Source organism: Bacteroides sp. AN502(2024), from assembly GCF_041227145.1.
GTDB lineage: Bacteria > Bacteroidota > Bacteroidia > Bacteroidales > Bacteroidaceae > Bacteroides.
The window spans coordinates 3,034,959-3,052,752 of record NZ_JBGFSP010000003.1 but is presented as its reverse complement, the minus strand read 5'-3'; the positions used below and the strand labels follow the sequence as shown (position 1 = coordinate 3,052,752).

Genomic DNA, 17,794 nt, shown 5'->3' with positions numbered 1-17,794 from the left:
AGTGAATTAATGATTAATGGGTTATAAGCCGTTTGATGGTTTGCAGCTTCTTTTCCGTTTCCAGCCATTCATCATTCAAATCCGAAGAGGCCAATAATCCGCCGCCGGCATAAAGAGTCAGTTGGTCGTCTTCGATATGCATACAGCGCAGATTCACATAGATGTCAGTTCTCCCTTCCGGATCCAGCCATCCGATAAAGCCGGAATAATAGCGACGGTCGTAACCTTCATTCTGCAATATAAATCGATAGGCTTCTTCTTTCGGTAAACCGCATACAGCAGGTGTCGGATGCAATACGTTCAAGAGTTCTCCCAAACTTTTGTTATCTTTCAAAGAAAACCGGAAATCTGTTTTCAGATGTGACAAAGCACCTGCATAAGCCGGATAAGGCCCGTTCTCCGTAGAATGAATACCTAACGAAAGGAGCTGGCGACGAATGTATGAAGCGACATAATCCTGCTCTTTCCGATTCTTTTCATCCCATACTTGGGGCAGTTTGCCATCTTGCAAAGGCTGTGTCCCAGCCAACGCTACCGTATTCCATTCATTTTTTTCACCCGATAGAATGATTTCGGGAGTGCTTCCCAGCCAGATACCGGTCTGTGGAGTGTAGCATAAATATATATAGGAATGAATATAACGCTTACAAGCCGCACGAAAAATGGATGAAGGAGAAAAGTCTGCTACTTTATCAATAGTAAGATGGCGGGAAAGCACTAATTTATCAAAAGTCCTATCGCGTAAAGCGTTGATAAAGGTATGAAAGCACGCTGCATATTCCTCCGTGAAAGAAGTAAGGAATGGTTCTTGTCCTTGCATCCGCAAAGCGATCTTACGGTCTTCTTCCGTATCATCATCAACCGGTAAAGGCTGTCCACACTGATCGGATTGAATCAACACAACCGGACACTTCTCACTCACCTGAAACGGAGCGATGACAAATCCTCTCTGTCCATTCAGTTCTCTCAGAGCATATATCAGACGTATCCCTCCTTTCGCCTGCGTTAACAGACGGGGAACTTTCTCCCCGGGAATACGATAAACAGCAAACGGCTGCTTCCGCTGAATAAATGCATCAATAGTTGTCAAGTTACTTATTTCTTCGTCGGTCATCTCTTTTTCATCACACTGTTGACTACCCGTATGGAAGACACCAGTTTATTGGTTGAAGTAAACACGTCGACATTCCACACATGGGATGAACGCCCCTTATGTACAACTGTCGCTACTGCACGTACAGTATCTCCTTCATGCGCAGAAGATATGTGATTTCCACTGACCTGCATTCCTACTACAATCTCGTCCGGCTGGCAAAGAATCATCGATCCGAGTCCGGCAACAGTTTCTGCCAGCGCAAGAGTAGCTCCACCATGTAAAATGCCAAAAGGCTGGCGGGTACGATGGTCTACCGGCATCGTCGCTTCCACGCGGTCTTCATCGGCATACGTATATTGAATTCCCAAGTTTCCCATTAACGCGTGACGTGCTTGCGCATTCAATTGGTCAAGAGGAACTTCAGCAGCACGCACTTCGGCAAGGATCGCTTTCTCCACTGCAATAGCCACCCCGTCTTCCTCATTCGAAGCTGTCACATAATCGGCACAGGCTTTCACCGAGTCCTGCGAATGTCCCATAGCTACACCCAATCCAGCCAATTGAATCATGGTCACATCACACACACCGTCGCCAATAGCAATCACTTCCTCACGCTTCACATCCAATACTTCCAACAAAGCCCCCAAAGTATTGGCTTTATCAATGGAGCAGGGAACTACTTCCAGGAAATAAGGTTCCGAACGGAATACATCCAACGCTCCGTTCAGCCTTCTCTTCCAGTGATCTTCCAAACCAATCAGTGCTTCTTCGTCATCGCTGACCAACATACATTTACAAGGAGCAAAATCAACGGCAACAGAAAATTCTTCTTCCTTGATTATTTGCAGGTTATTCAACCTGGCTTCATTTTGAATGTGCACATTTTCAGGAGAATCTGTTATGATCGTATCATCATGATAAGTAAATATGGCAAAACCGTTTTTACGGACTTTCTTTTCCAGATACGGCAACATTTCGGGATTAATCCGGCGCTCAAACAATATTTCACCGTTTTGCGCATTGATAATCTGGCAACCGTTATAGGAAAGAATAAAACCTCCATAATTTCCAAGTTCGAGCATCTTGGCCAGTGGCATCAAGCCATAAGTCGGTCTGCCGGAGGCCAGCACGATACGTACTCCCATCTGCTGAACTTTCAACAAAGCGGTCAATGTACGTTTACTAATTTCTTTCGCATCATTAAGGAGCGTTCCGTCTACGTCAAGAACCAATAATTTATACTTCATGATTACACGATTTTGGTTTAGATGACAAAGGTAGGAAATTGAGTGAACGACAGAAAGCGTAAACAGATAAAAATTACTTTAATTTCACTCTTTCAGATGTATTTCCCAATAAATGCGGAGGATTCGGGCATGATTATACGCCGGTTCTTCATCAGCTTGATCGCATAATTAATACGCTGTTCATTGAAGGATGGCAGTTGTTAAAACACAAAAAAATCGCTAAAAAGGCAAATTTAGCGATTTTTTATCAGTAAAAAGTATGATTTGTTGGGCTACCTGGATTCGAACCAGGAATGACAGGACCAGAATCTGTAGTGTTACCATTACACCATAGCCCAATGTTTTTTTATTTTCGGGTGCAAAGATACGAATAATTTGGGAATTCAAAACAAATCCGGTATTTTTTTTGAAAAAATGTCCAAATAAGCTTTCCAAACAAAAGTATCTCCACTAAAAAACACAAAAATTGAAGGATTACTTTCTTGTATCCAATAAATCAGCGTATATTTGTCAAAAATATCATGTTTATAATCAGAAACAAAGGGTTGCCTTTTTCGTTATAAACAAATAGAGAACATGAATTATTAATCTCAATTACAAGAATGAACGATACTAAAGTATTAATTGAAAAAATAAAAGAAGGAATTCAAGAGAAAAAAGGTAAAAAGATAATCGTTGCCGATTTAACCAGTATAGAAGATGCCATCTGTAAATACTTCGTTATCTGCCAGGGAAATTCCCCCAGTCAAGTGATCGCCATTGTAGATTCAATCAAGGAACTTACACGCAAAGGTGCGAACAGCAAACCTTATGCAATTGACGGACTCCGGAATGCAGAGTGGGTAGCAATGGACTATGCAGACGTACTGGTACACGTTTTTTTACCGGAAGCAAGGGCTTTTTATAATCTTGAACACCTTTGGGCTGATGCCAAACTTACTCAAATCCCCGATCTAGACTAATTAATGATTATGGACAATAATAGCAATAATAAGAATAGCAATAAACCTAACAATAAGGTTAATATGCCTAAGTTCAACCTGAACTGGATGTATATGATTATTGCCCTTATGCTTCTCGGCCTCTGGTGGGGCAGTGATTCAAATGGGGCTGGAAGCAAATCTGTAACTTACAGCGAGTTTCAGGACTACGTGAAAAAGGGTTATATAAGCAAAGTATTGGGTTATGAAGATAAATCCATCGAAGCTTTTCTTAAACCGACTGCTGTAGGAGCCGTTTTTGGAGCAGACTCCAACAAAGTGGGACGTAACCCTATCATTACAAGTAGAGCACCATCTACCGATAAACTGGAAGAGTTTTTGCAGGCAGAAAAGGAAGCAGGTCATTTTGACGGTTCTTCCGACTATCCGCCCAAATCGGATATTTTCCCCGCAATTCTGATTCAGATACTTCCGCTTGTCTTACTTGTAGCGTTATGGCTCTTCTTCATGCGTCGCATGAGTGGAGGTGGCAGTGGTGGCCCCGGTAGTGTATTTAACGTAGGAAAATCAAAAGCACAGCTTTTTGAAAAAGGCGGAGCTATCAAGATTACATTTAAAGATGTGGCAGGCTTGGCGGAAGCTAAACAAGAAGTGGAAGAAATTGTAGAGTTCTTGAAAGAGCCACAGAAATATACGAATTTGGGAGGTAAGATACCCAAGGGCGCCCTATTGGTAGGCCCTCCGGGAACTGGCAAGACCTTGCTCGCCAAGGCTGTAGCGGGCGAAGCGAATGTTCCTTTTTTCTCCCTGGCTGGTTCCGACTTCGTGGAAATGTTTGTGGGTGTAGGTGCATCCCGTGTTCGCGACTTGTTTAAACAGGCTAAAGAGAAAGCTCCTTGTATTGTCTTTATCGATGAGATTGATGCCGTAGGACGCGCTCGTGGCAAAAATCCAGCAATGGGAGGAAATGACGAACGCGAAAACACCTTGAACCAGTTGCTGACAGAAATGGACGGTTTCGGTTCCAATAGCGGTGTAATTATCCTTGCTGCCACTAACCGTGTAGACGTACTTGACAAGGCACTGCTCCGTGCAGGACGTTTTGACCGTCAGATACACGTGGACCTGCCCGACCTGAATGAACGTAAAGAAGTATTTGGCGTGCACTTGCGCCCGATCAAAATAGATGCCAGTGTTGATGTAGACTTGCTGGCACGCCAGACTCCGGGATTCTCGGGTGCGGATATTGCCAATGTCTGCAATGAAGCAGCACTGATCGCTGCCCGCCACGGAAAGAAGTTCGTTGGCAAGCAAGATTTTTTGGATGCAGTAGACCGCATCATCGGTGGTCTGGAAAAGAAAACCAAGATTACTACAGAAGCAGAAAGACGTTCCATCGCTTTGCATGAAGCAGGACACGCCTCTATCTCTTGGTTATTGGAATATGCCAATCCGTTAATTAAGGTAACTATCGTTCCTCGCGGACGTGCATTAGGAGCTGCTTGGTATCTGCCGGAAGAGCGCCAGATCACTACAAAGGAGCAGATGTTGGATGAAATGTGCGCCACTTTAGGAGGACGCGCAGCTGAAGATTTATTCCTCGGGCGCATTTCAACTGGTGCCATGAATGATTTGGAAAGAGTGACCAAACAGGCATACGGCATGATTGCCTACTTAGGAATGAGTGACAAACTGCCGAATTTATGCTATTACAACAATGATGAATATTCTTTCAACCGTCCATACAGCGAAAAGACAGCCGAATTAATTGACGAAGAAGTCAAGAGAATGGTGAACGAGCAATATGAACGAGCCAAAAAAATTCTGTCAGAGCATAAAGAAGGACATAACGAATTGGCACAATTACTGATTGACAAGGAGGTAATTTTTGCAGAAGACGTTGAACGTATTTTCGGCAAACGTCCTTGGGCTTCCCGTTCGGAAGAAATCATGGCCGCTAAAGAGAGTCAGGATGCCGCAAAAGCCGAAAGGGAACTTGCCCAAAAGCTGAAAGAAAAAGAAATGAATGAAAAAGAAGCTGAAAATACTGCAGAGGAGCAAGCCTCCATAGGAACCCAAGTTACCGTGGAAGGCAAAGATATCGTTGAGGATAAATCTAATGCAGAAGAAAAAGCTAACAAGTCCAACTAATTAAAACGAATAGATTTTGATTAACAATCTCATAAAACGAGCTATTACGGGGGTACTCTTCGTTGCCATCATGGTAGGATGCATCCTTTATGGTGCATTCAGCTTTGGTATTCTCCTCACTGCTATCAGTGCACTAACTATCTATGAATTTGCACAGCTGGTAAATATGCGTGCAGAAGGAGTTAAGATAAACAAGGCCATTAATATGCTCGGTGGAGCTTATTTATTCCTCGCAATCATGGGATTCTGCATTGATGCAGCCGATTCGAAAATATTCATTCCATATCTGCTTTTGTTGCTTTACATGATGATTAGCGAGTTGTATCTGAAAAAGGAGAATCCGGTACTTAACTGGGCTTATTCTATGCTTAGCCAACTATATATCGGTCTGCCTTTTGCTCTGCTGAATGTACTGGCTTTTCATAACGATCCCGCATCGGAATATAGCAGTATAAGTTATAATCCGATTCTACCGTTATCCATCTTTATTTTCCTTTGGCTGAATGACACGGGGGCTTATTGTATCGGCTCACTGATAGGCAAACACCGGCTCTTTGAACGCATTTCTCCCAAGAAATCATGGGAAGGCTCCATCGGTGGCGGGGTTGTAGCAATCGGAGTATCTTTTATACTTGCTCACTACTTCCCATTTATGTCAATGGTTGAATGGGCAGGACTGGCATTGATGACGGTCATATTCGGTACATGGGGTGACTTGACAGAGTCATTGCTAAAACGCCAATTGCACGTAAAGGATTCAGGAAATATTCTTCCGGGACATGGAGGGATGCTCGACCGGTTTGACAGTTCTTTAATGGCCATACCGGCAGCAGTCATTTATCTATATGCATTAACATGGTTCTAACAGGAGTTTTTCTCCTCGATTAGAATTAGGAATATTCAGTAAATGTTCCCCCCAAATACCATGGCATATGAAGATGATAGAGTATAATCACTTCATATGCCATTATTATTGTCATTTTTCTGTATATTCTCATATACTCTTATCTGACAAGACATGAAGTTCCGGAAGAAGTCTTCTGACCTCTTCTGATTCTTTCAGTAAACTCATATCATGCAGCTTTCCCCGTTCTGTTCCTGATCTTGTCAATCATCAGTATGGCATTTGCTGTATGTATTCCGAAGAAAATCCACAGGATTTCCGTCTTCTTGTTCCTTGCCTTTATCCTTGCGAGCGAGTAATGTTGCTTTTGAGTGCCGAAGCTTCCTTCAAGCCGTGTGGCCCTTTCTTTTGAGAGTTCGCTTCTAAGCACCTTCCTCAAAGGCTCATCTTTGCCCGCCCTTCCCTTGCGCACAAAGGATGTGGATATCCCATATTTAGTACAGAACTTTCTGTTGGCATTATTGGCATATATGGAATCGGCAGCCACACATCTTACCCTTACATTCATCAGCTTCTGCTGCATACGGATACAGTCCTTCAAGCGTATCCCCTCATTGAAAGCCTTGAACGAGAGGTGTTCGATGAACGATATGCCGTCTATCTGTATATTATTGACCTTTGCACCGAACTCGACGGACTTGGTTTCCTTGCCTCTGACGATGGGACGTACATAATGACGGTCGATGCTGATGATGCGGTCACTGACTTTTCGCCCTTCAAACATTTCCTTTTCCTGTACAAGCACCTTTCTGATGATGGAAAGACGCTTATGGTAATCCTGTGTATATCGGAGTAAAGCACCGTACTCGCTATGGAGCCCATCCCTTTGACTGAGGAGCTTTTCAAGAAGCTTGATCATACGGCGCTTAAGCATTCTTGTCCTTGAAGCTCTCCTCTTTCTTTTCTTGCAGTAGGACAGATAGGATTCCGCCACATTCCTGTATTTGTTGCGCGGACGCCTTATGCCCAGATCCCTGCAATGCCGGCATATATGACTGTAGAGCCATTCGATGCTTTCCCAAAGGAGTTTCATGTCCGTAGGAAAACGCATGTGGCTCTCATAGCATGTGGCATCGGTCATGCAGACGTGAAGGTTATCAAGATAAGGTTTCCAGTGTGAAGCCAGGAGCTCCTGGAAGGAATCAATGTCAAGGCGGGATGCTATCTCATTACGGATGGCACTGACTATCTTGAAGTTGGTTATGGGAAGGGACGGGGGGATCATGATGCCACAGAACATCTGGTAGTGTATGTTCCCGTTCAGATGTTCCACCAGTTTCCTGTCGGAGAATCCGGTGTATGCCTTCAGGACCATAAGGGCGATCTTTGCGGAAGGACTGAATATGTTCCTGCGGCCCAAACGTTGTTCAGACAGGCCTGCGGCTTTTGCCATACGATCAAATGGAAAGACCGAATGAAGCCTGCCAAGCTCACTCTCATGAAAACTCTTGCGGTATTTTTCCAGAATATCAAATTCTGTAAAGCCCAAAGTTGGGTGGATTTCTGAAATTTTTTGTATCTTAGCCATATCTTAGTTGGGGAATTTCCCCCGTTTGGGCCGTCAAACCTTGTTTTCGGGGGAATACCTAAAGATACTAAAAAACCAACTAATTCGCAATAATTTGTGTATGAATTAGTTGGCTCATTTTATAATATTTAATGAATGTCCCGAATTATACACAATAAAAAGGTCGAGAATTTCGTTAGAAGTATCCCGACCTTTTTTCACACAATAAATCATAGTTAGGTTATCGGATCGAAGAAGTGGAGTGTACATCCTTTGCTGTTTCCGGCACACCTACCGGACGATTCAGTTCAAGAACAATCACTCTTCCTTCTCCATGTTCTCTTGAATTTATAGTCACTTTAAAACCTTTCATTGTCGATTCGGCATCTTTCTCCGTCGGGAAGAACTTTTCCAAATTATAAGAGACTCGTCCCCATCCCCAATAGCCGGTCACGTCCCCATATGTATTATAATGCAGTTCTAAATGTACATAGCCATCTTCCGCTACATTCGACGTACCCGGTTCTGACGATTCCCCCACTCCTATCTTATTTTGCACAAGGCTGATACGATGTTTCTCCGAACGAGGCAGCTCCTGACGGAAAATTACATTCAGAAACTTTCCTCCCAACCACATATCACCCTGATAAATCAGAATAGGATCATTACCGAATTCTTTCGCTTCTTCCACTGTAGACATGTCCTCCACTTCCTTTGTTAACAATTCCTGTATACCTTCCATCTTCACTTGAACTCCTTTTCCCCCTTCCATATCATGCAAAGGGTTGAAAAAAGCCACCACACGTTCACCGTCCACCGGTTTAAACCAAGGTATGGAAGTAGTAACCGGATCAATCACTCCCCAACGATCACCCTCCAAATAATAATCTCCTCCACCGGTTGCACGAACAGTCGCCCAGTCCCAGCTGAAATCTCCGATAGAATACCCGTCATCATCACATGATTGCAACATCGGCACTAATGCCAATACCAACAGACCTAAAAGCCACTTAAATTTTTTCATATCTTTTTCCTTTCTTTTTTTTAGTCTTCTGCTTATTAAATAAAAAAGCCGTGCATTTACTGCATCGGCTTTACGTTTATTCAGAAAAAGAAAGTTATTTTTTCAACAGGTGTAACATTTCACGAGCTGCATGACGGGGAGCACCGACAGGTCCCAACCGTTCGGCTACATACTCATAACCCGAAAGCATCTCATTCCTATAGACTTCATTTTCAATAATATTCCTCAATTCGCTTTGCATATTCTTGACAGTCATCGTATCTGCAACAAGTTCCTTTACCACCTCACGGTCGGCAATCAAATTAACCAACGAAATAAATTTCACAGTTAAGACATGACGCCTCAAGAAGGAAATCACCTTCCCTATCGGAGTGTGATAACAAACAACTTGAGGAATACGAAACAACGCCGTCTCAAGAGTAGCCGTACCCGAAGTCACCAAAGCAACATCTGCGTGTTGCAACAAGCGATAGGTCTGATCAAAAATGATTTTCACTTTCGATTCTCCTATATATTGTTTATAATATTCAGGAGCAATGGCAGGCGCACCCGCCAGAACAAGCTGATAATCAGGAAAAGCAAAAGCAGCCTTCAGCATATCCGGCAGATTATCCTTAATTTCCTGTTTTCGGCTACCCGCAAGAAGAGCTATTATCGGTTTATCTTCCAACTGATTCTCCGCAATAAACTGATCCTTATTTTTCGGATGAGCTTCCTGATAGGCCGCCACCTCATCCACGGTAGGATTCCCAACATAGTGAATGGGATATTGATGTTTTCCTTCAAAAAACTCCACTTCAAAAGGAAGAATGGAGAAAAGCTCGTCTACATCTCGTTTTATATTCTTAATGCGATACTCTTTCCACGCCCATATCTTAGGAGAAATATAATAATAAACCGGAATCTGTGTCTTTGCATGGACAAACTTGGCAATATCAAGATTGAATCCTGGATAATCTACCAGAATAACAACGTCCGGTTCCCAGGAAACAATATCTTCTTTACAACGCTTCATATTGGCAAAGATAGTGCGTAGATGGAGCAACACAGGAATAAACCCCATGTATGCCAGTTCTTTATAATGTTTCACCATCGTTCCTCCGACGGCAGCCATCAAATCCCCTCCGAAAAACCGGAAATCAGCCTGTGGATCCTCAGCCTTTAAGGCAGCCATCAGACGAGAAGCGTGCAAGTCACCGGAAGCTTCGCCGACAATCAGATAATACTTCATAGTAGTGAATGGTTAACTAAACCATTTATTAAGTTCATCCATAAAGTAATAAGCTGTCACATCAACCGTAGTCGGAGTAATAGCGACATAACCATTTGCCAAAGCCCAATGATCGTTCTTCTCATTTTCAAGTTCGTGATCGATAAATTCACCGGTCAACCAGAAATAATTCGGATCATTCGGACGGGGGCAGACGGCCCATTCGTTCGTCCAACGGCCTTTTGCCTGTTCACAGATTTTGATACCTTTGATATCAGCTGTATCCGGAAAGTTTACGTTCAGACAGGTCAAAGGAGGAAGTCCTTTATCCAGTATCATGGAGGCAATACTACGAATATAAGGCCCGGCAGCTTCAAAATCAGCATCGGGTTCATGATTGCACAAAGAGAAGCCTATGGAAGGGATTCCATTCAAACAACCTTCGAACACCACTCCCATTGTGCCGGAATAATGCACGTTAGTAGCGGAATTATCTCCATGGTTGATACCACCGACAACTAAATCCGGTATCCGGTCGAGCACAATATTCCGTGCCAATTTGATGCAATCGGTAGGCGTTCCCGAACATTTATAAACAGTCAAACCCACTTCTTTCTTTACCAACCGGTAATGAACAGGTTGCGTCACCGTCAGTGCACAACCACTGCCCGAACGCGGAGCATCAGGTGCCATTACTACAATATCTCCCAAGGGACGAAGAAACTTCACCAGTTCATTAATCCCTTTAGCCATCACACCATCATCGTTTGAAACAAGTATCAACGGCTTTTCATTTTCCATATATTCAATCCTTTCCTTTTTTATATTCGCACAAAAGTAGCAAAAAGAAGCCGTATCGCCAAACACCTCCCTACATCAGATCGAAAACTCTCTCCTCCCCCACTTCCACCCGTTTACAAATCTTAATCTTCTGCAAGCGAGCAAAAAAAGAAATAGATATCCAATATAAATGTGTATATTTGCAAACTCATTAAAAGAGAAAAATAGATGATGAACCAGTTGAAGTTTTATAACCGTTTCGTCCGACAGTTATTAACAAAACAGGCGACTTATCAACAGAATTTGCAAAGTTTCTCTTTTTTCGTAGGCGCTCTAAGGATTTATCACTTATTTCGCTGCCAATAAATTTAGAGAATATGGGAAAAATTATTGCTTTGGCCAATCAAAAAGGTGGTGTAGGAAAAACAACGACTACGATTAACCTCGCAGCTTCACTTGCTACACTGGAAAAAAAGGTACTCGTGATAGATGCCGACCCGCAAGCTAATGCCTCTTCCGGTCTGGGAGTAGACATCAAGCAGTCGAAATGCACTATCTATGAGTGTATTATTGACAGAGCCAACGTACAGGACGCTATTCTTAACACGGAGATTGATTCTTTGAAAGTGATCTCTTCACACATTAATCTCGTAGGGGCAGAGATTGAAATGCTAAACCTTCCAAACCGAGAAAAGATACTAAAAGAAGTACTCACCCCTCTGAAGAAAGAATATGACTATATCTTGATAGATTGTTCTCCTTCATTAGGACTAATCACGATCAATGCCCTAACGGCGGCAGATTCGGTGATTATCCCTGTCCAAGCCGAATATTTCGCTCTTGAAGGTATCAGCAAATTGTTGAATACCATCAAAATCATCAAATCGAAACTGAATCCGGCTTTAGAGATCGAAGGTTTTCTGCTGACGATGTATGACTCCCGTCTGCGTCAGGCAAATCAGATCTATGATGAAGTGAAACGTCATTTTCAGGAACTGGTGTTCAACACCGTTATTCAACGAAATGTAAAATTGAGCGAGGCTCCCAGCTACGGTGTCCCAACCATCCTTTACGATGCGGAATCTACCGGTGCCAAGAACCACCTGGCTCTTGCTAAAGAGATTATCAACCGAAATAAATAAAAGAAGAAGATATGGCAACACAAAAAAGAAATGCATTAGGACGCGGTCTCGACGCCTTGCTCTCAATGGATGATGTGAAAACCGAAGGGTCTTCTTCCATTAATGAAATAGAGCTGGCAAAGATTACTATCAATCCGAACCAGCCCCGCCGTGAGTTTGACGAAACAGCGTTGCAGGAACTGGCTGATTCCATTGCTGAAATCGGTATCATCCAACCTATTACTCTACGCAAACTCTCAGACGATGAATATCAGATCATCGCGGGAGAACGTCGTTATCGCGCTTCACAAAGAGCAGGCTTGAAAACCATCCCTGCTTATATACGCACCGCCGACGACGAAAACATGATGGAAATGGCGCTGATTGAAAATATCCAGCGCGAAGACCTGAATGCCGTAGAAATCGCACTTGCCTACCAACATCTGCTCGATCAGTATGAACTGACGCAGGAACGTCTTAGCGAACGTATCGGAAAGAAAAGAACGACGATCGCCAACTACCTGCGCTTACTGAAATTGCCGGCTCCAATACAGATGGCCCTGCAAAACAAGCAGCTGGACATGGGACATGCCCGTGCGCTGATTTCATTAGGCGACCCTAAACTACAAGTTAAAATATTCGAAGAAATACAAGAGCACGGATATTCAGTCCGCAAAGTAGAAGAAATTGTTAAATCATTAAGTGAAGGAGAAGCTGTGAAAAGCGGCACCCGGAAAATAACACCCAAACGTGCCAAACTTCCTGAAGAGTTCAACTTATTGAAACAACAACTCTCTGGCTTTTTCAATACCAAGGTACAACTTACCTGCTCTGAAAAGGGAAAAGGAAAGATCAGTATCCCTTTCGGTAACGAGGAGGAATTGGAACGTATCATGGAAATCTTCGATACGCTAAAGAAGTAAATGACAAGAAAAAGTAAGAAATATAAGTTACTGGTCAGCACCCTGCTTCTCTGTTTTTTACAGGTGGCAGGGATTGATGTGTATGCACAGTCCACTGTTACTCCGGTACGGAAAGACACAACAATCATACAACGTGAAGCACCGAAAGCCCGTGCACGAAGGCATCGTGAGGTAGTTACACCGGATTCGACCCAGAAGGATCCTATCCGGATTATACCCTCCAAAGAGCTTCCGGCCATCGATAGTTTATCAGCTGCCAAGATACAAATAGCAGACAGTCTGGATGCAGCCAATAAGAAAGAGCTGAAAAAGATAGAACAGCCGGCATCGATTATTGTAAAGACCGACAGTATACCGCCAACCGCCCAAGATCTGAACAAGAAGATATTTATCCCGAATCCGACCAAAGCCACTTGGCTGGCTGTCGTATTCCCCGGCGGAGGACAGATTTACAATCGTAAATACTGGAAATTACCTATTATATACGGAGGATTTGCCGGTTGTGCTTACGCCTTAAGCTGGAACGGTAAGATGTACAAAGACTATTCACAAGCCTATCTGGACATCATGGACAGCAATCCGAATACGAAAAGCTACGAAGATTTGTTGCCCCCCAACTCCACGTATAATGAGGAACAGCTGAAAAACACACTAAAACGAAGAAAAGATATGTTCCGTCGTTATCGGGACCTTAGTATATTTGCTTTTATCGGAGTTTACCTGATCTCTATTATCGACGCTTATGTAGATGCAGAGTTGTCCAACTTCGATATAACCCCCGACTTGAGTATGAAAGTAGAACCGGCCGTTATCGATAATAACAACCTGTTCCGCTCCAACAGTTTAAAAAGCAAGTCGGTTGGTCTGCAATGCGTATTACGATTTTAAAAACACAATTTAGATTGATCTTATTATTGAAGCATGAAAAAATTAGTTAGCTATTGTTGGATTATTTTTCTTTTACTGGCGATAACCTCCCAGGTAAAAGCGCAAAGTGTAGATGTGGTGATTCGTGAAAATGGAACTGAACGCAAAGAAAGCATCGACTTACCTAAAAGTATGACATATCCACTTGACAGTCTGTTGAATGACTGGAAAGCCAAAAATTATGTTGATTTAGGCAAAGATTGCAGTACGGCCGAAATCAATCCGTTATTCAGTGACTCTGTCTATATAGACCGCTTGTCACGTATCCCGGCTGTCATGGAAATGCCTTATAATGATATTATCCGCAAATTCATCGACATGTATGCAGGACGCTTGCGCAATCAGGTTTCTTTTATGCTAAGTGCCTGCAACTTCTATATGCCGATCTTTGAAGAAGCATTGGATGCATACGGACTTCCATTGGAGCTAAAATATCTGCCGATTATCGAATCCGCATTGAACCCATCAGCCGTATCACGTGCAGGTGCTTCCGGTCTGTGGCAATTTATGATTGGCACGGGTAAGATCTATGGTTTAGAGTCAAACAGCCTGGTAGACGAACGTCGTGACCCGATTAAAGCAACTTGGGCTGCCGCACGCTATCTCAAAGAAATGTATGATATCTATGGAGACTGGAATCTGGTGATTGCTGCTTATAACTGCGGTCCCGGTACGATCAATAAGGCAATCCGTCGCGCCAATGGCGAAACAGACTACTGGAAAATCTACAATTACCTGCCTAAAGAAACGCGTGGCTACGTACCAGCCTTTATTGCTGCCAACTACGTGATGACTTATTACTGCGATCACAATATCTGCCCGATGGAAACCAATATTCCGGCAAGTACCGACACAGTGCAAGTAAACAAGAACCTGCACTTTGAACAAATCGCCGACCTTTGTAGTGTACCTTTAGATCAAATCAAGAGTTTGAATCCTCAATATAAGAAGCAAATCATTCCGGGTGACAGCAAGCCTTATACTTTAAGACTTCCCATCGATGCGATCAGCATCTTTATCGATAAGCAAGATACGATCTATGCACATCGTGCCGATGAGTTGTTCCGTAATCGGAAAACGATTGCAGTAAAAGATATTACACCAGCAACCCGCAGAACAACAGCAGTTGCCGGTAAAGGGAAATTGACCTATTATACAATAAAAAGTGGAGACACTTTATCCACTATCGCCAGAAGATATGGTGTCAGAATTAAGGATATACAAAGGTGGAATGGGATGTCCGGCACTAAAATTTCAGCAGGAAAACGATTGAAAATATACAAATAAACAGCTTCCTACTTGCATCGTTCGGAAATTTGCTTATTTTTGCAGAGTCAAGCAAGTGAAAGGATAACAATTATGGATAATCTGCCCCCCAAAGAAATAGCTGATGAAGAGATGATCAATCAGGCGTTCCACAAGCTACTGAATGATTATCTCAATACTAAGCATCGCAAGAAAGTTGAAATCATAACGAAGGCTTTCAACTTCGCCAACCAGGCGCATAAAGGTATCAAACGCCGTTCGGGCGAACCTTACATTATGCACCCGATTGCCGTTGCAAGTATTGTATGTAATGAAATCGGTCTTGGCTCCACCTCTATTTGTGCAGCCCTGCTACACGATGTAGTAGAGGACACTGATTACACAGTAGAAGACATAGAAAACATCTTTGGCCCGAAGATTGCCCAGATTGTGGACGGACTAACCAAGATATCCGGCGGAATCTTCGGTGACCGGGCTTCAGCACAAGCAGAAAACTTCAAGAAGTTACTGCTTACCATGTCGAACGACATCCGAGTCATCCTTATCAAAATAGCTGACCGCCTGCACAATATGCGCACCCTTGGCTCCATGTTGCCCAACAAACAATATAAGATTGCAGGAGAGACCCTTTATATCTATGCACCGTTAGCCAACCGCCTCGGACTCTACAAAATAAAAACAGAGCTTGAGAATTTAAGCTTTAAATACGAGCATCCCGAAGAATATGCGGAAATAGAAAAGAAGCTGAATGCCACAGCCGCCGAACGCGACAAAGTTTTCAACGATTTCACAGCTCCTATCCGCACACAGCTTGATAAGATGGAACTGAAATACCGGATACTTGCCCGTGTAAAATCAATCTATTCCATCTGGAACAAGATGCAGACCAAGCATGTTCCTTTCGAAGAAATATATGATTTACTAGCCGTTCGGATCATTTTCGAGCCACGCAACGTAGAAGAAGAGCTCAACAACTGTTTCGATATTTATGTTTCCATTTCCAAAATATACAAGCCTCATCCCGACCGTCTGCGCGACTGGGTCAGCCATCCCAAGGCAAACGGTTATCAAGCATTGCACGTCACTCTAATGGGCAACAACGGACAATGGATCGAAGTCCAGATACGCAGCGAACGGATGAATGATGTTGCCGAACAAGGCTTCGCCGCCCACTGGAAATATAAAGAAGGAGGAGGCAGCGAGGACGAAGGAGAATTGGAAAAATGGTTGAAAACCATCAAGGAGATCCTAGATGATCCGCAACCGGATGCCATCGATTTCCTGGATACGATCAAGCTCAATTTATTTGCTTCTGAAATATTCGTGTTCACTCCTAAAGGCGAACTGAAGACCATGCCGCAGAACTCCACGGCTCTCGACTTCGCTTTTTCCCTGCATACGGATATCGGCAGCCATTGCATCGGCGCCCAAGTCAACCATAAATTAGTACCATTGAGCCATAAACTGCAAAGTGGCGACCAGGTTGAAATCCTGACTTCCAAATCACAACGCGTACAACCGCAATGGGAAGCTTTTGCAACCACTGCCCGTGCCCGCGCCAAGATAGCATCCATTCTCCGCAAAGAGCGTAAAGTAAATCAGAAGAGAGGGGAAGAAATCCTCAGTGAGTTTCTGAAAAAGGAGGAAATCCGTCCGGAAGAAGCCGTTATTGAAAAGCTACGTAAACTGCATAATGCCAAGAATGCAGAGGAACTGTTGGCTGCCATCGGTAGTAAAGCCATCATTCTGGGAGAAGCGGAAAAGAATGAACTGAAAGAAAAGCAAAGCAGTAACTGGAAGAAATATCTGACTTTCTCTTTCGGCAATAGCAAAGAGAAGCAGGAAGAGAAAGAACAGCAGGAAAAAGAAAAAATCAACCCCAAAGAGGTGCTCAAACTGACGGAAGAAAGTTTGCAGAAGAAATATATCATGGCCGAATGTTGCCATCCTATTCCCGGTGATGATGTATTGGGATATGTGGATGAAAATGACCGGATTATTATTCACAAGCGTCAATGCCCTGTTGCAGCCAAATTGAAGAGCAGTTATGGCAACCGTATATTAGCGACCGAATGGGATACACACAAAGAACTTTCTTTCCTGGTATATATATATATAAAAGGTATAGACAGTATGGGACTTTTGAATGAAGTCACCCAGGTTATCTCCAGACAGCTCAACGTAAATATCCGTAAGCTGACCATCGAAACCGAAGATGGCATCTTTGAAGGGAAAATTCAGTTGTGGGTACACGATGTGGATGATGTGAAAACCATCTGCAATAATCTGAAGAAAATACAGAATATCAAACAGGTGAGCCGTGTAGAAGAATAACATTTATTCTCTTCCATCCAGTTCGCGTTTGATGGCCAAAAGCTCTTCTTTTATCGCTTTCAGCTTATGAACGATTTCATAATTATGAACCGTAGCCTCTTTATGATCCTTCAAACGCTGCCGGGCACCGGTAAGTGTCATGCCTTTCTCTTTGACCAGATGATAGATAAGCCCGATCGTTTCTACATCCTCCTTACGATACTGGCGTATTCCTCTCCCTGCCGTTTTAGGCGAGATTTGCGGGAATTCCTTTTCCCAAAAACGGAGCAATGAAGGATTAACTCCGAACATATCGGCCACCTCTCCTATTGAATAATATAGCTTTAATTCCTTATCCGTATTCAACATAACACTCCAGTCTTA

The 17,794-nt window shown here is 43.2% G+C and carries 15 protein-coding genes and 1 tRNA gene; 8 read left to right on the top strand and 8 right to left on the bottom strand.

Annotated elements, in window-relative coordinates; translation table 11 throughout:
• Nucleotides 1-13 precede the first annotated feature (13 nt).
• From AB9N12_RS11825 to AB9N12_RS11815, 3 genes are all read right to left on the bottom strand, one after another.
• Nucleotides 14-1,114 carry an isochorismate synthase gene (locus tag AB9N12_RS11825; protein ID WP_369892253.1) on the bottom strand — a complete coding sequence of 367 codons (1,101 nt, stop codon included), beginning with the start codon at nt 1,112-1,114 and terminating at the stop codon, nt 14-16.
• Nucleotides 1,111-2,343: a Cof-type HAD-IIB family hydrolase gene (locus AB9N12_RS11820; protein WP_369892252.1), complete on the bottom strand. Its 1,233-nt coding sequence runs from the start codon at nt 2,341-2,343 to the stop codon at nt 1,111-1,113. The genes AB9N12_RS11825 and AB9N12_RS11820 overlap by 4 nt, the downstream gene beginning before the upstream one ends.
• Nucleotides 2,344-2,610: 267 nt before the next feature.
• A tRNA-Gln gene (locus AB9N12_RS11815) sits at nt 2,611-2,681 on the bottom strand.
• Between the two features lie 264 nt (nt 2,682-2,945).
• Here AB9N12_RS11815 and rsfS point away from each other — a divergent pair.
• From rsfS to AB9N12_RS11800, 3 genes are read left to right on the top strand one after another with little or no spacing between them, the layout of a single operon-like run.
• Nucleotides 2,946-3,305, top strand: a complete 360-nt coding sequence (gene rsfS / locus AB9N12_RS11810; RefSeq protein WP_369892251.1) for a ribosome silencing factor — start codon at nt 2,946-2,948, stop codon at nt 3,303-3,305.
• Between the two features lie 3 nt (nt 3,306-3,308).
• Nucleotides 3,309-5,435: an ATP-dependent zinc metalloprotease FtsH gene (ftsH, locus tag AB9N12_RS11805; RefSeq protein WP_369892250.1), complete on the top strand. Its 2,127-nt coding sequence runs from the start codon at nt 3,309-3,311 to the stop codon at nt 5,433-5,435.
• 16 nt (nt 5,436-5,451) lie between these two features.
• Nucleotides 5,452-6,300 carry a phosphatidate cytidylyltransferase gene (locus AB9N12_RS11800; RefSeq protein WP_369892249.1) on the top strand — a complete coding sequence of 283 codons (849 nt, stop codon included), beginning with the start codon at nt 5,452-5,454 and terminating at the stop codon, nt 6,298-6,300.
• Nucleotides 6,301-6,508: 208 nt separating this feature from the next.
• On the opposite strand, the gene AB9N12_RS11795 is transcribed toward AB9N12_RS11800, so the two are convergent.
• The 4 genes from AB9N12_RS11795 to surE all read right to left on the bottom strand — a co-directional run bounded on the left by AB9N12_RS11795 (nt 6,509) and on the right by surE (nt 10,881).
• Nucleotides 6,509-7,867, bottom strand: a complete 1,359-nt coding sequence (locus tag AB9N12_RS11795; RefSeq protein ID WP_369889038.1) for a transposase — start codon at nt 7,865-7,867, stop codon at nt 6,509-6,511.
• Between the two features lie 220 nt (nt 7,868-8,087).
• Nucleotides 8,088-8,870: a NigD-like protein gene (locus AB9N12_RS11790; RefSeq protein WP_369892248.1), complete on the bottom strand. Its 783-nt coding sequence runs from the start codon at nt 8,868-8,870 to the stop codon at nt 8,088-8,090.
• A 94-nt stretch (nt 8,871-8,964) separates the two neighbouring features.
• Nucleotides 8,965-10,101, bottom strand: coding sequence for a lipid-A-disaccharide synthase (gene lpxB, locus AB9N12_RS11785; RefSeq protein ID WP_369892247.1), 1,137 nt, complete (start codon nt 10,099-10,101; stop codon nt 8,965-8,967).
• A 12-nt stretch (nt 10,102-10,113) separates the two neighbouring features.
• A complete protein-coding gene (gene surE, locus AB9N12_RS11780; protein ID WP_369892246.1) occupies nt 10,114-10,881 on the bottom strand; it encodes a 5'/3'-nucleotidase SurE in 768 nt (255 codons plus the stop codon).
• A gap of 356 nt (nt 10,882-11,237) precedes the next feature.
• Here surE and AB9N12_RS11775 point away from each other — a divergent pair, with 356 nt between their 5' ends.
• From AB9N12_RS11775 to AB9N12_RS11755, 5 genes are all read left to right on the top strand, one after another.
• Nucleotides 11,238-12,002, top strand: a complete 765-nt coding sequence (locus AB9N12_RS11775) for a ParA family protein (protein ID WP_369892245.1) — start codon at nt 11,238-11,240, stop codon at nt 12,000-12,002.
• 11 nt (nt 12,003-12,013) lie between these two features.
• Complete coding sequence (locus AB9N12_RS11770) at nt 12,014-12,904, top strand: ParB/RepB/Spo0J family partition protein (protein WP_369892244.1); 891 nt, start codon at nt 12,014-12,016, stop codon at nt 12,902-12,904.
• On the top strand, nt 12,905-13,792 hold the full coding sequence (locus AB9N12_RS11765) for a DUF5683 domain-containing protein (RefSeq protein WP_369892243.1): 888 nt from the start codon (nt 12,905-12,907) through the stop codon (nt 13,790-13,792).
• A 33-nt stretch (nt 13,793-13,825) separates the two neighbouring features.
• Complete coding sequence (locus AB9N12_RS11760) at nt 13,826-15,118, top strand: transglycosylase SLT domain-containing protein (RefSeq protein WP_369892242.1); 1,293 nt, start codon at nt 13,826-13,828, stop codon at nt 15,116-15,118.
• Between the two features lie 72 nt (nt 15,119-15,190).
• Nucleotides 15,191-17,431, top strand: coding sequence for a bifunctional (p)ppGpp synthetase/guanosine-3',5'-bis(diphosphate) 3'-pyrophosphohydrolase (locus AB9N12_RS11755; RefSeq protein ID WP_369892241.1), 2,241 nt, complete (start codon nt 15,191-15,193; stop codon nt 17,429-17,431).
• Nucleotides 17,432-17,434: 3 nt separating this feature from the next.
• On the opposite strand, the gene AB9N12_RS11750 is transcribed toward AB9N12_RS11755, so the two are convergent.
• Nucleotides 17,435-17,779, bottom strand: coding sequence for a MerR family transcriptional regulator (locus tag AB9N12_RS11750; RefSeq protein ID WP_369892240.1), 345 nt, complete (start codon nt 17,777-17,779; stop codon nt 17,435-17,437).
• Between the last annotated feature and the right edge of the window lie 15 nt (nt 17,780-17,794).

What these genes read in the sequence shown, in the direction of transcription:
- AB9N12_RS11755 (WP_369892241.1), top strand. Translation starts at nt 15,191, where the DNA reads ATGGATAATCTGCCCCCCAAAGAAATAGCTGATGAAGAGATGATCAAT.
- AB9N12_RS11750 (WP_369892240.1), bottom strand. Translation starts at nt 17,779, where the DNA reads ATGTTGAATACGGATAAGGAATTAAAGCTATATTATTCAATAGGAGAG.
- AB9N12_RS11795 (WP_369889038.1), bottom strand. Translation starts at nt 7,867, where the DNA reads ATGGCTAAGATACAAAAAATTTCAGAAATCCACCCAACTTTGGGCTTT.
- AB9N12_RS11775 (WP_369892245.1), top strand. Translation starts at nt 11,238, where the DNA reads ATGGGAAAAATTATTGCTTTGGCCAATCAAAAAGGTGGTGTAGGAAAA.
- surE (WP_369892246.1), bottom strand. Translation starts at nt 10,881, where the DNA reads ATGGAAAATGAAAAGCCGTTGATACTTGTTTCAAACGATGATGGTGTG.
- AB9N12_RS11820 (WP_369892252.1), bottom strand. Translation starts at nt 2,343, where the DNA reads ATGAAGTATAAATTATTGGTTCTTGACGTAGACGGAACGCTCCTTAAT.
- AB9N12_RS11765 (WP_369892243.1), top strand. Translation starts at nt 12,905, where the DNA reads ATGACAAGAAAAAGTAAGAAATATAAGTTACTGGTCAGCACCCTGCTT.
- AB9N12_RS11825 (WP_369892253.1), bottom strand. Translation starts at nt 1,114, where the DNA reads ATGACCGACGAAGAAATAAGTAACTTGACAACTATTGATGCATTTATT.
- ftsH (WP_369892250.1), top strand. Translation starts at nt 3,309, where the DNA reads ATGATTATGGACAATAATAGCAATAATAAGAATAGCAATAAACCTAAC.
- AB9N12_RS11770 (WP_369892244.1), top strand. Translation starts at nt 12,014, where the DNA reads ATGGCAACACAAAAAAGAAATGCATTAGGACGCGGTCTCGACGCCTTG.
- AB9N12_RS11760 (WP_369892242.1), top strand. Translation starts at nt 13,826, where the DNA reads ATGAAAAAATTAGTTAGCTATTGTTGGATTATTTTTCTTTTACTGGCG.
- rsfS (WP_369892251.1), top strand. Translation starts at nt 2,946, where the DNA reads ATGAACGATACTAAAGTATTAATTGAAAAAATAAAAGAAGGAATTCAA.
- lpxB (WP_369892247.1), bottom strand. Translation starts at nt 10,101, where the DNA reads ATGAAGTATTATCTGATTGTCGGCGAAGCTTCCGGTGACTTGCACGCT.
- AB9N12_RS11790 (WP_369892248.1), bottom strand. Translation starts at nt 8,870, where the DNA reads ATGAAAAAATTTAAGTGGCTTTTAGGTCTGTTGGTATTGGCATTAGTG.